Source organism: Prosthecobacter sp. (assembly GCF_046154365.1).
Lineage (GTDB): Bacteria > Verrucomicrobiota > Verrucomicrobiia > Verrucomicrobiales > Verrucomicrobiaceae > Prosthecobacter.
On the sequence record NZ_JBJXFV010000099.1, the window covers coordinates 24230 to 37706 of the forward strand.

Sequence of the window (13477 nt, forward strand, 5' to 3'; positions counted from 1 at the left end):
TACGGTATGCGCATTCTCTCCAAAGTCCTCTGGACCCTCGCCTTCCTCGTCGCCACCTTTCTCTGGATGGTGCTCTTTGAGCACGGATTCAGCATGAAGGGGCTGACCGAGGGGACGGGCGCGGAGTTGCAAGCGCTCGCCTCATGGTTTGGCGGCAGCAAAAAATAACCGTCGCCATCCACACCATTCAACCACGCCAACAGCACACAGGATTATGATCGTTCAGGAAGCCGAACTCGACCCCAGGTACCAAGCCCTTTGGAAAAAAGCGCTCATTTCAGCCGAGCGGAAGAACTGGGAGTATGTCATCGACCAGGTGCTGCCCATCGTGACGGCCAACTTTGGTTTCCTGGACGGCCGCAAGCTGCTGCGCAGTGCTGAGAGCGAAGCGAGCGGCGGCAGCGCGGGCAAGAAATTCAGTTTTGGCCTCGGCGGCTTCAAGCCCAGCTCCAAGAAGGACCCGGCAGAGGTCGTCGCGGACATGGAGGAGAACGTCTTCCGCAAAGATCCCTTCAATCTCAACGCGAACGAAACGCTCTACGACATCGGGATGAAGATGCACTTCCCGCAACTGGCTGCGTTCGCCCTCGAAACGATTCGTGCGGGGCATCCTGAGAACACGAAGCACATGCACAAGCTGGCGCAGCATTACATGGCGCATGAGGAGCCGGAGAAGGCCAGCGAGGTGTACCGCCTCATCGTCAAAGTCGATCCGCGTGACATGGAGGCCATGAAGGGCGAAAAAGACTCCGCCGCCCGCACCTCCATCCTGCGTCAGGGCTGGGGCGTCGGCGGTGACTTCCGCAGCGCGATGAAGGATTCCGGCGAAGCTGCGAAGCTGGAAATGCTCGGCCGTCAGGGCATGACCAAGGAGCAGATGGAGCAATTCCTGGCCGAGACCATCGAGCAGTACAACGCCGACCAGACGAACATCGCCATCGTCAAGCGCATGTCCGATCTTTATGAGAAACTCGGCCAGATGGATGACGCGCTGATGTTCTATGATTACGCTCTCACCCTGAATCCGGGGGACGTGGCTCTCCAGCGCAAGGTCGAGATCCTGCGCGACAAGGTCTTGGATCAGAAAATCGAGGACTACCAACGCGAGATCGAGGCCAATCCCGGCGCCCCCGACATCGACGACAAGCGTGCACAGGTGGCCGAAATCCGCCGCCAGCGCTCCAGCGTCGTCATTGGCGAGGCCAAAACCCGCGTGGACCGCAATCCGACCGACAAGACCCTGCGCTACGAACTGGGGCAGGCCTATTTCAACGCCGGCATGTACACCGAGGCAATCCCCGAACTGCAGCAGGCGAAATCGAACCCGAACATGCGCATCAAGGCGATTCTCATGCTGGGGCGCTGTTTCGAGCGCAAGAACATGAACGACCTTGCCAAGACCTCGCTGATGGAGGCTTCCAAGGAGCTGGTCATCATGGACGCCATTAAAAAAGAAGTGCTCTACGAGCTGGCGCATGTGCTGGAAAAAATGGGCGACAAGACCGCGAGTCTGGAGGCACTCAAGGAGATCTACAACGCAGACTACGGCTACAAGGACGTGGCGAAGCGGGTGGAGTCCTCCTACTCCTAAAATACACCGCCGAAAGGATGCCATCCGCCCCATTCCGCTGCGCGGGATGGGGCGATTTCATTTCAGGGCAAATGGTACTGGAAAGCATGATCTCGTCCTCCATCATGCGCGCTGATGCCTGCTGAACTCCTTGCCGTTTCCCTGCCCGAACTCTGGGCTTCTTTTGTACACGCCCTGCCCGTCATCATGGGCCTGGTTTTGATCGAGGGGCTGCTGTCAGTGGACAATGCACTGGCCATTGCGGCCATGGCCTCCCATCTGGACGAGAAGCAGCGGGCCAAGGCGATGAACATCGGCTACATCGGTGCGTATGGTTTTCGCCTCGTGGCGCTGCTGTTTGCCTCCTGGATCATCCATAACCACTGGGTGATGCTCATCGGGGCGCTGTACCTCGTGTGGCTGATGTGCGCGCACTTCGCCGGGCAGTCGGAGATGGGCGAGGACGAGGGTGAGGCGGTGAACGTTCATCATCGCACCTTCGCCAGCACCATCGCCATGATCTCCCTCATGGACCTGAGCCTGAGCGTGGACAATGTGGTGGCCGCCATCGCCTTGAGCCCAAATGATCTGTGGCCGGTCTATGTGGGAGTGACCATCGGCATCATCGCACTGCGGCTGGTGGCGGGCGTGGCGATCAAGATGATCGAGAAATATCCGGTGCTGGAGCACACCGCGTTCATCTTGATCGGCTATGTCGGGCTGCTGCTGCTTTCGGAACTGCATTTTCACGATTACTTCGAAGCGCTCGGCCCTTTGAAGGTGAAGATCATGAAGTTCGCGGGGATCGTTGTCATCACAGTGCTGACCATCGCTTGGTCGCGGGTGGAGGCGCTGCAGAAGGTGCTCAATCCCATCCTCCGCGTGCTGCTGCTGCCGATGAATTTGGTCGCTGCGTTGATTGGGTCGGTCATCGTCGCCATCACCTGGCCGTTTCGCTGGATCTGGACGGCAGTGCGGAGATAACCGCCGTCTCAATGTCATTAAGTTAAGGCACTTCTCTTGATGTGTTCCCGCAGATTCAGATAACCCGCAGATTTTTTCCGAATCCCAATCTGCGGGTTTTCTGAATCTGCGGGAACTCCTTCTTAACTTAATGACATTGACCGCCGTCTTACAATTTCCTTACAGCCTGCTCACAAGCCGCTGACTCATTCATTCCGGCCTGTGAGAAACTCACGCCAGATCAACGGAACGTGACTGCGGTCACCGAACGCTGAATCCCAAATTTCTCAAGGTAGTGGTTGTCCTTCTGGCTGTTGGAAACACCTGCAAATCCCGGGGCGGACCGAAAAGTCCGCCCCGGTTCTTTTATGGATTTTATAAAATTCGGATGACCGAATAGATGGCGAGGCTAAATTATGAGCCTCACGCATGCTGCAACGCCGCTCCACAATCCTGTTCATCATCCTGGTGGTCCTCCCCCTGGCGCTGCTGGCGTGGCTGGGAACCTACCTCATCCGCGACGCGGAAAAACGCACCGACGCCTCCATGCAGGCCATCCTGGCCGAGCGCCTCAGCTCCGCCGACCACCATCTTTTGCATGACATGCGGCAGCTCACCGACCGGCTCGACAGTTGGGGAGCGCAAAGCATCGGCTCCGCAAGTTTGATGTCGCAGCGGCTGGCCACACATCCGTGGATCGCCCAAACCTGGTCCAAAACGGGTGAAGACGGAACCATCGAGTCGTTTGCGGGTAAAACCGCCTTTCAACCCGGCCAGGGCTTCAACGCCGCCGATCGCATCCAGGCCATCCATGACTCGACCCGGAACCCTGACAGCATGCCGGAGTTCGTTTCGACGCTGGACGATGGCGGCCCGCCATTTCAACGCATCTTCGTGCCGGGAGCACTGTCACCGGCACCGCAGCGCTCCTCACAATGGATGACCTATTTGAAAATGTACGGCTACCACATTGATGACCGGCCCGTGCAGTCTGAAGCACCGCTGACCTGGAGCGGCTGGCATGTGGGCGATTCCATGTTCATCTACTGGCATCGCTTTGCCGACGGCAGTCTGAGCTGTGCGCTGATGCATCCGCAGGCGCTGATGAACGCCCTGTTTCAACGATTGCCGCAGCCCGGTCTGGCCTCTCCTCCAGGCCGCATGATGCTCGCCACGGTGAAAGGCATCCAGTTGCATCAATGGGGCAAAAAATTGGCCGGTTCTGAAGGTCCCTCATCCGCGCACCGCGCCTGCTCTGAACCGTTGTCGCAATGGGAGCTGGCGTATGCGCACGCGAACGAGGAATTCCCGAAACCCTACCTCTTCCCAATCTTGCTCGGCGTCAGTTCCGGCATCGTGCTCGTGTTTGTCGTCGGCTGGCTCTACTTCCACGAAAGCGCGAGCGAGATGCGCGTCGCTCAGCAGCGTGTGACCTTCGTCAATCAAATCTCCCACGAGCTCAAAACCCCGCTCACCAACATCCGCCTTTACGCCGAAATGGCCTCCCAGCGGGCCGAATCGCAGGGCGATACCATTGCGAAGCGCCAGCTCGGTGTCGTTGAGGCTGAAACTGCGCGCCTTGACCGCCTGATCCAAAACGTCCTCAATTACGCCCGCCAGCAGCGCGACAAGCTCACCATCCAGCCCAAATCGCTCGTGCTGGACGATAACGTCTCGCGCATCGCAGACTTCTGGAAGCCGCTGCTCGAAAACAAAGGCTTCGAGATCGTCACCTCCCTGCATGGTCCCGCCACGATCCAGGCCGATCCTGATGCCATTGAGCAGATCCTTGGCAATCTCATCTCCAACGTGGACAAATACGCCAACACCGGCAAGTGGATCAGCATCCGCACCGAGCATGACGAGGGTAGCGCCCGCATCATCGTCGAAGACCGCGGCCCGGGCATCCCCGCCGGCAAGCGCCGCACCGTCTTCGAGCCGTTTGAACGCCTCCGCCACGATCTCGCCGAAGGTGTCAGTGGCACCGGCATTGGATTGACCATCTCGCGCGAACTGGCACAATTGCACGGCGGTTCCCTCACGGTGTGCCCCAACTATCGCGACGGCGCGCGCTTCATTCTCAACCTACCCAACAAGTCATGACCAAAATACTCATCGCCGAAGACGACGACCACACGCGCGATGCCTTGCGCGAGGTGCTCACCATGGAAGGTTACGAAGTCATCCCCGCCAGCGACGGTTTGCAGGCGGTGGACTTCTTCCGCGTCGAAAATCCCGATTTCGTCTGCCTCGACGTCATGATGCCCGGTCTCAACGGCTACGAGGTCTGCAAACAAATCCGCCGCCAGGATGAAAAAGTCCCCATCCTCTTCCTCACCGCCAAATCCGAGGAAATCGACACCGTCCTCGGCCTCGAACTCGGCGCTGACGACTACATGACCAAGCCCTTCGGCGTGAAGGAAATCATCGCCCGCATCCGCGCCATCCTCCGCCGCACCGCCTCTCGCGGCGCTGGCAGGGCTGACGACGACTTCACCATGGACGACCTCCGCATCGTCCCCACCGAGCTGCGTGCGTATCGCGACAAGGTCGAACTCGCCCTCAGCCCACGCGATGTCAAAGTCCTGCGCCTGCTCTACGAACGCCGTGGCAAGGTCATCGACCGCAACACGCTCGCCGACGAAGTCTGGGGCGTCGATTACTTCCCCGAAAGCCGCGCCCTCGACCAGCACATCTCACAGCTTCGCAAACGCATCGAAAAAGACCCCGCCCAGCCGCGCATCATCCGCACCGTCCACGGCGCAGGCTATCGCTATGAATGACGTATGATCGAATCAGCGTAGAGTGAGACTTCTTTCATCATTCCCCGCCATGCTCACCTTCGACGCCCACCTCGACCTCAGCCTCAACGCCCTCGGCGGCTTCAATCGCGACCTCCGCCTCCCTGTTCATGAGATTCGCCGCCGTGAGGCCGGCATGACCGGCAAGGGCCGCGCCGCAGGCACCACCGCCTTCCCCGACATGCGTCGTGGCAAAGTCGGCCTCTGCGTCGCCACCCAGCTCGCCGGTTGCATGCCTGGCGTCTCTCCAATCGCGAATTGGATGTCTCCCGAGCAGGCTTGGGCCGAAACACAAGGCCAGCTCTCATGGTATCGCGCCATGGAAGAAGCCGGTGAAATGCGCCAGATCACCAACCTGCGCGAACTCGACGAAATGATCGCGCTGTGGAATGACGCGAGCATTCCCGACGACACCAAGGCCATCGGTTACATCCTCAGCCTCGAAGGTGCCGACTCCATCCGCACCGTCGGCCATCTCGAAGACGCTTGGGCACAGGGCCTCCGCGCCATGGGCCCCGCGCACTACGGCGTCTGCCGTTATGCCCTCGGCCATGATCAAGTCGGCCCACTGCCCGCCGGTGGCAAAGAACTCATCCAGGAAATGGACCGCCTCGGCATGATCCTCGACGTCACGCATCTCAGCGATGAATGCTTCTGGCAGGCCCTCGACATCCACCACGGCACCGTCTGGGCCAGCCACAGCAACTGCCGCGCCCTCGTCCCCGATCCCCGCCAGTTCAGCGACGATCAGCTCAAAGCCCTCATCGAACGCGGCGGCGTCATCGGTGCCGCCCTCGATGCCTGGATGATGATCCCCGGCTGGACCCGTGGCAAAACCACCCCTCAAGAAGTCGGCCTCAAACTCGAAGTCATCTGCGACCACATCGACCACATCTGCCAGCTCGCTGGCAATGCCAATCACAGCGGCATCGGCACCGACCTCGACGGCGGCTACGGCACCGAGCAAACCCCCGCCGACCTCGACACCATCGCCGACCTCGCCCGCATTCCCGCCATGCTCCAAAAACGCGGCTACAAAGACGCAGACATCGCCAACATCATGCACGGCAACTTCCTCCGCCTCATCCGCGAGGCTTGGGCTGAATGACAGGCACCTGCAGCGATTGCGCCCAAAGATTCACGCCGACCGTGCCACCGTTGTCGCCGCCGATGTAGCTGACCCTGGTTCCACATCCGCCGCACGCTACCGGGCTTCTGCTTCCCGCAATTTCAGATACGATCCCGACATGATCCGGTCTTCGCGACCTTCACCGGCTTTGATGATGATGGCGGATTGTTTCAACAGGTTCTTTTCGAGGCCGTTGATGCCGAAGCAGCGGGTCTGGCAGATGCCGCAGCCAACGCATTTGTCGGTGAGGACGACGGGCGCGAGGTGGCCGGTGCCTTCGATGGGTTGACCAGCGGCATCGACCTCGGTGTGGACCTGGACGAACTCGATGGCGTGATAACCGGCGGCGTGGCATTCATCGACGCAGAGCTGGCAGGCCTCGCGGTTCGCATGCGGCAGGCAGGCTTGCAGATCGACGATGGCGAGGCCCATGCGCGCGACTCTTTTCTCGGCGAGCGGCAGCGGGCGGATGGCTCCGGTGGGACAAACTTGTCCGCAGGCATTGCAGCTTGATTCACAACCGGCCCAGTCGGCCTTCACCATCGGTGCCCACAGGCCTTCGAGACCTTGCTCGAAGCCCTCAGCTTGCAGCACATTATTCGGACAGACTTTGAAGCACTCGCCACAGCGGATGCACATGTCGAGGAATGCAGGCTCCGGCACGCTGCCGGGCGGGCGCACGGGCCGGAAGGCATGGGGATCATTGAGATTCGCGCCCCACAGCTTCGTCGTCGCCGCGATGGCGCCGCCGCCAGCGACACCGATGCCTGAGCCGGTGATGAGCGACATGAAGCCACGCCGACCGAGCGCGGTCTCGCCAGTGGGCGGATCGTTCACGGCTTTGAGGTCCATCACGTTCCAGCGCTCGACAAATTTGATCGACTGCGTCGGACACACGCCGCCACAGGTCTGGCAGAGCGTGCAATCGGTCACACGCGTGGTGAAGTCAGGCTTGATCGCGTCGAAGGGGCAGATGGCGACGCATTTGTTGCAGTTGATGCAGCTCGACTCGACCTTGCGCTCGCTGACACGAAACAAATTGGCCACAGAGAACACCGCACCGCTCGGGCAGACGTATTTGCACCAAAAACGCGGCTTCAGCAGCCCGAGCGCAAGCACACCGAGGAACAGCAGGATGGAAACAACGTGTCCGGCATGCATCGGCGGCACCAGATGCCATTCGCGCGCGATTCCACTCTGCAATGGCTCACCGATGAATAAGAGGCCGCGAGTGATGACCGGAATGGCCGCGACGTAGCCGGAAATGAGCACGCCGCCGAACGCCGCGACTAGCACGGCAAGCAGCAGGTAGTATTTGATGTGAACCCACCAGCCGTCTTTGGCGACACGGAAGCGCGTCACGCGTTTACCAATGGCCCAGTCAAACAAATCGATCAGCGTGCCGAGTGGACATAGATAGCCGCAAAAGCCGCGCGGAATGAACACGCACACGATGAGGATGACGCCCGCGCACACCAGCGACCACACCCAGCTCCGCGCCGCGATGGCGGTGGAGAGACTGACGAGCGGATCGATGATGAGGAAAGTCTCGGCGGGCACGATTTCTTTGCGCGCGAGATCATCGGTGTAATGCGACGGCCATTGGCCCGGCTCCGTCTCGTGCAAGGCCCACGGGCCGACACCGAAGAGCATCTGGTCGATTTGTTTGGCGCTCAGCGGTGCATCCGGCATCAGATGCACACGTTTGTCTTCGATGCCGGTGATGTTGAAGCGTCCCACTGCGGCACCTTGATCAACCAGGAAACGTTTTTGACCTGCCCGCAGGTTTTCAGCACCGTTGTCATGCTCCAAGCTCAACCCGCCGCTGTTTTGATCAAACTCCGCGACACGCCAGCCTGCTTGAATCATGCCAGCAGCATGCGGTCGGGCGTGGTAGGGCCAGCAGACATAAAAAAACAGCCAGAGGAAGCTCAGGAAGCAAATCGTCTGCACCACTCGACGAACGGGCGAGGACAGCATCGTTGGCCCGATGCGTCGCAGCAGCTTGCGCACGGATGATGCGGCGGTTTTCGCCTGTGGCTTGCTCGACGCGCGTTGGAATGGCAGGAAATGATCGAGCCGAAACAAGCTGCGTTTGCGCTGGGGCGGTTCGTGCGGATCCATTTTTATGCCTCCGCCTTTTCGATCCAGTCATGCGTGGCCGCCTTCATACATCACGCGCCCTTTCGTTGTGATCTCCTCCAGAAAGCAGTCGCCCTCCGGAGCCGGGCGCGCACCAGCACATCCACATCCACATCCACATCCACATCCGCGTCAGGCTTCGGCCTGCCGCAGCGATCGCGGCGCAGTAGCGCTGGTTGTCCTGCATTAAAATCATGGGTCGAGTAAAAGCCGCCGCCACTGTCCGGGCAATCAGATTCTCCGCGCACTTTTGCGTGCTGGAAGTGGGCACCTCTACAATGAAAAGCACGATACACGCTATGGCTGTGCCACTGGATCAAACCCATCACGAAAGCCGCGCAGGGAAACCTGCGCGGCTCTTTGTTTGCTCGAAAGGTGTGGGTGCTGCCTGCGTTTCACGCGGCCATGAAAATCATCTGCACTTTCCTGGCGCTCGCCTTCATCAGCATCACCGCCGTTGCGGCAGATGCAGCCAAACCCAACATCGTGCTCATCTACGCCGATGATCTCGGCCTGGATGGCGTCAGTTGCTACGGCGCGGATAAGCATCAGACGCCGAACATCGACAAGCTGGCCGCCTCTGGCACACGGTTCACGACCTGCTACGCCGCACCATTGTGCGGGCCGTCGCGTTGCTTGCTGATGACCGGACGCTACGCCTTTCGCACCGGCGGCATTACGAACGGCTCCTGGCGCAATGGCGGCCCAGGCGCCAAATCGGCTGACGAACCGTCTGTCGCACGACTTTTGAAGCAAAGCGGCTACGCGACGGCGCAAGCCGGGAAATGGCGGCAGGTCGGCGAGACGCCGCGTGACTGGGGTTTCGACGAATACGTCACCGACCCGACCGCTGGCGGCTGGTTTTGGAAGGACTCGTATGAGAAGAACGGCGAGCAGGTGAACGCGGGAAAAGACGCCTACAATCCCGACATCATCCACGCCTTCAGCATCGACTTCATCACGCGGAACAAAGAGAAGCCGTTCTTCCTCTACTACGCGATGCATCTCGTGCATGGACCGATCCTGCGCACGCCGGACACGAAGGAAGGCGGTGACCTCTACGAAGACAATATCCGCTACATGGACAAACAGGTCGGCGGCATCGTCGCTGAGATCGAGAAACTCGGACTGCGGGAGAAGACGCTGATCATTTTCTCCGCCGACAATGGCACCGCACTCAGCTACCCCAGCACCATCGGCGGACGCATGCTCAACGGCAAAAAAGCCAGCATGCTCGAAGGCGGCTCTCGCGTGCCCTACATCGCCAGTTGGCCCGGCGTCACACCTGCGGGCAAAGTGAGCAATGACATCATCAGCATCGCCGATCAGCTTCCCACCTTCGTCGATCTCGCTGGTGGCAAGCTGCCTGAAGGCGTGAAGATCGACGGCATCAGCCACGCACCGCAACTGCGCGGTGAGAAAGGCACGCCACGCGAGTGGGCCTACGTTCAGCTCGGCAAAAACTGGTTCGTGCGTGAGCAAGGCTGGAAGATGAACGAAGCCAACGAACTCTTCGACATGAGCGACGCCCCCTTCGTCGAAAAACCCGTCGCCGCCGCAGAAGACACCGAAGCCAGCAAAGCCGCCCGCACCCGCCTCACCGCCGTGCTCGCCGAACTCAATCCCGCCGCCGGCAAAACCGACGGCGGCGATGGCAAGAAGCCGGGCAAGAAAAAGAAGAAGGGCAAGGCGCAGTGAAGCAACTCGCGGTCACGGCGTGCTACCGGCTCTCCACGCGCAGCGGTGCGTCCATCGACTTGATCAGGCGTTCGGTCCGCACCAGACGCGAGTCGCTAAAGTGGTAGCGGGCCTCGGCCCGCGTGCTGGTCAAACTGCCGCCGATGCTGATCACGAGCGCCGATCCATCCTGCCAGCAGGCAAACTCATAGGCACCGGATTCGACCGTGAAGGCACCGTCCGAGGGAACGCCATCATCGGCAAACGGCCACATCGGCAGCCGCACCTCGTTCTCGCCGAGCTTGAGCAGGCATTGCGCGCCGCTGAGGCGCAGGGTGGCTGGCGGCTGCGAGGCAAAACGCACCGCGCCATCCTGCACGAGCGCCGTCACGGGACGCAGGCCGGCTGGTGGTGGCAGGTGCTGAGTGATGTCGATCATCTGCGGTGTGGTGCAGCCGGAGACGAGAAGGATGAGGGGCAGGCAAAACTTGTTCATGGCGGGCCTAGTCATTGGCGTTCCCGCCTGAAATTTCAAGGCTTCATCCCCAACACCTGCTCCAGCACGCGATACTGCTCCTCGTAAATCCGTTCCATCTCCACCGTCGCCTTCAAGCGGCCATGCGGGATGGATTCGGCGATCTCCCAGCCGACATAAATCAACGCGCCCTTGCCGACCGTGATGCGGCACAGCGTGGTGAGTCCTTCCGGCGTGCCGAGGATGCGCTCGCCCTTCACAGCGCGCAGCGGCGCGGCGTTTTTCGCGGCGAGCCACGGATGCGGCGAGGCATCGAGATGTTTCACCCATGGATGTTGTGGAAGCAGCAGTTGCGCCGGTGCGGCAGCCAGTTTGGGCGTCTCGCCGCACAGTTCCCGCAAAAAGGCCTGCCCATGATCGCTGGCGAACATGTCGTTGGTCGCACGCAGCAGCACCAGCGTGCCGCCTTGCTCCAAAAACGCCCGCACACGCGGCAGGTCGTCCGCGCTGAACTTCGTCACGGGTGATTTCGCCCGCGCAAGACTGCCCGCATACACCACCATCTCGAATTCCGGCAGACGAGTCGCATCCAGCCACGCACGCTCGATGACTTCGACCTTTTTTCCCTGTTTGCGCAACGCGTAGCGCACCAGCGGCGCATCAAAGGCCGGATAACCTTCGACGATGGCGACAGGTTTGCCGGTGGTGGGCTTCATCTCGATCTGTGGCAGCGCCAGGCTCGCATGATCGTCTATTTTCACGCCCGCATGCCATGCGTCTGATCCGGCGGGAATCGCGCCGAGATCCTTCGTGGACAACGGCGCCGGCCATTCCTGCGGAATCGCGACTGCGGCACCCATAACCGGACTTTTGGGCTGCGGACGCAAAACGGCATCCAGCAACGGATCAGCGAAAAGATCGTGCCGCGCGGCCTGCAGCTCCTGTGCGGGCCGTGCGCCGCGCAGTTTGCGCAGAAACTCGTCCGCGTTGATCCCGGCGGCTGCGTCCGTGCTCCAGTGCAGATTGCCATCGCCGATGAAATCCGGTTTGTTCTCCTGCATCACGGTGCCCGGCACACCCTTGGCCTGCACGACGCTGTTGTTGAGCAGACGACGCGGCGAACCGCTCGCGATGCCACGCCCGAGTCCATCGAGATATCCGCCGCGAAACGGCTCGTTGCCCGCCAGGATCGTGTTGTGATAGAAGAACAGCGGCTCCCACGCCGGGCTGCCGTGATCCCCGCACAGGCGGCCGGTGAAGGTGAACTCCTGCGGCTCCTCAGCGTTTTGCGGCTGAAAATACGGCACCCATTGCCGCAGATCGAAAATGTTGTTGTGCGCCCACACGCCCACGCCGGTCTGGCTGCCGGTGGGCAGCATTTTCTGTCTGCCATGGCCGACGCCGAAGGCAAACACGGTGAGGCAGCGCTCAAAACGGTTCTGCCAGAGATGCACATTGCCGCCGTGCGTCGTGCCATCCGGCGCGGTGCCGCACGTGAGAAACAGGCCGTCATCGCTGACGTTGGCGACGAGGTTGTGATGAAAATTCACGCCACGCACGTTGCCGATGAACACGCCGTCCACGCAGTCGGTGAATTCGCAGTGCGCGATCTCAAAGTCTGCGTTGTCACCGCCACTCGGCGTCCAACTGCTCGCGGAAAAGATGCGCGCCTCAATCGAGCGATACTTCAGGCTGCTGCGGAACGTCCACGGTGCCGCGATGCCGCGCAGCGCGCAGTTGGACATGCGCAGGCCCTTGGTTCCTTGAACACGGATCGCCGCCGCGCCGCCATAGGCCGTCACACCTTCAAACGCGATGCCCGCGCAATCCTCCACGTCCACCGTGGCCATGCGCGCACCGCGCACCACGATGTCCTGCACGCGCACATAACGCGCCTCGCGCAATGTCAGCACCGAACCTGCGTTCAGCGTCGCGATGACGAGTTTCAGTCTGCGCGGATCGGTTTCGCCGCGATAATTATCTTTTCCGAGCCCTTGCAGCGTCGTGTGGGCGAAGCGGGCATGAATGCGCTGCGTCTTCATATCGTAGCAGATGCTCGGGCCGCAGTAGATGAACTTCTCCGCGCTCACCTTGTCACTGCCGCCGAGCGTCCAGAGCAGGTTCGTGCTGCGCAGATCGCCCATCGCGTGGCAGCCTTGCAGCGGCACCATCGAATCCGCGAAACTGCCCAGCAGCGTCGTTTCCATCTGGTCGTCCGTGCTCGCACTGCCCGCATTCTCATACGTCTTCGTCGAGCGAAACTCCCCCGGCGCTCCTTCAGCGAAGGGTTCCCACGCTGTTTCCGGCGCATCGAAGAAATCCGCGATGCCGCCATCCAGAATCACCAGTTCGTTGGGATGCGAGCGGATCGTGATCGGCTTCTCATGCGTCCCCGCACACTTCACCGTCACATGCTCACGATAAATCCCGCCGCGCAGCACCAGCGTGTCGCCTGGAGCCAGTTTTGTCACTGCTAGGCCAAGTGTGCGCCACGGCTTCGCCACGGAACCATCACCCGCATCACTCCCATGCGTCGTATCGACAAATTTCAACGGCCCAGGCGGCAGTGGCCGAGCGGAAGCCACCGGCAGCGGCCGCATGGGCGGATGAGTGGCTCCTGCTGCGGCTAACAGCGGCAACGCAGAACAAAACAGCAACGCGAAGATAAGAGGTGCAGTCATGCCACACATCCCAGCAGGTTCCTGGACAAACGTCCAGTC

The 13477-nt window shown here is 60.9% G+C and carries 10 protein-coding genes; 7 read left to right on the forward strand and 3 right to left on the reverse strand.

Annotation, left to right across the window (positions count from 1 at the left end; all coding sequences use genetic code 11):
- Positions 1-6: 6 nt before the first annotated feature.
- The 6 genes from ACKVY0_RS12660 to ACKVY0_RS12685 all read left to right on the forward strand — a co-directional run bounded on the left by ACKVY0_RS12660 (position 7) and on the right by ACKVY0_RS12685 (position 6442).
- A complete protein-coding gene (locus ACKVY0_RS12660; RefSeq protein WP_409215186.1) occupies positions 7-168 on the forward strand; it encodes a hypothetical protein in 162 nt (53 codons plus the stop codon).
- A 46-nt stretch (positions 169-214) separates the two neighbouring features.
- Complete coding sequence (locus ACKVY0_RS12665) at positions 215-1591, forward strand: tetratricopeptide repeat protein (RefSeq protein ID WP_409215187.1); 1377 nt, start codon at positions 215-217, stop codon at positions 1589-1591.
- 114 nt (positions 1592-1705) lie between these two features.
- Complete coding sequence (locus ACKVY0_RS12670) at positions 1706-2554, forward strand: TerC family protein (RefSeq protein ID WP_409215188.1); 849 nt, start codon at positions 1706-1708, stop codon at positions 2552-2554.
- Between the two features lie 408 nt (positions 2555-2962).
- Entirely contained in the window at positions 2963-4636 is a 1674-nt protein-coding gene (locus ACKVY0_RS12675) for a sensor histidine kinase (protein WP_409215189.1), read from the forward strand.
- A complete protein-coding gene (locus tag ACKVY0_RS12680) occupies positions 4633-5316 on the forward strand; it encodes a response regulator transcription factor (protein WP_409215190.1) in 684 nt (227 codons plus the stop codon). The genes ACKVY0_RS12675 and ACKVY0_RS12680 overlap by 4 nt, the downstream gene beginning before the upstream one ends.
- A gap of 49 nt (positions 5317-5365) precedes the next feature.
- On the forward strand, positions 5366-6442 hold the full coding sequence (locus tag ACKVY0_RS12685) for a dipeptidase (RefSeq protein ID WP_409215191.1): 1077 nt from the start codon (positions 5366-5368) through the stop codon (positions 6440-6442).
- Positions 6443-6538: 96 nt separating this feature from the next.
- Here ACKVY0_RS12685 and ACKVY0_RS12690 read toward each other — a convergent pair whose 3' ends face one another.
- A complete protein-coding gene (locus ACKVY0_RS12690; RefSeq protein ID WP_409215192.1) occupies positions 6539-8587 on the reverse strand; it encodes a 4Fe-4S binding protein in 2049 nt (682 codons plus the stop codon).
- A gap of 423 nt (positions 8588-9010) precedes the next feature.
- Here ACKVY0_RS12690 and ACKVY0_RS12695 point away from each other — a divergent pair, with 423 nt between their 5' ends.
- Positions 9011-10303, forward strand: a complete 1293-nt coding sequence (locus tag ACKVY0_RS12695) for a sulfatase-like hydrolase/transferase (protein ID WP_409215193.1) — start codon at positions 9011-9013, stop codon at positions 10301-10303.
- Positions 10304-10325: 22 nt separating this feature from the next.
- On the opposite strand, the gene ACKVY0_RS12700 is transcribed toward ACKVY0_RS12695, so the two are convergent.
- Entirely contained in the window at positions 10326-10778 is a 453-nt protein-coding gene (locus ACKVY0_RS12700) for a hypothetical protein (protein WP_409215194.1), read from the reverse strand.
- Positions 10779-10813: 35 nt separating this feature from the next.
- Positions 10814-13438: a hypothetical protein gene (locus ACKVY0_RS12705; RefSeq protein WP_409215195.1), complete on the reverse strand. Its 2625-nt coding sequence runs from the start codon at positions 13436-13438 to the stop codon at positions 10814-10816.
- Positions 13439-13477 lie beyond the last annotated feature (39 nt).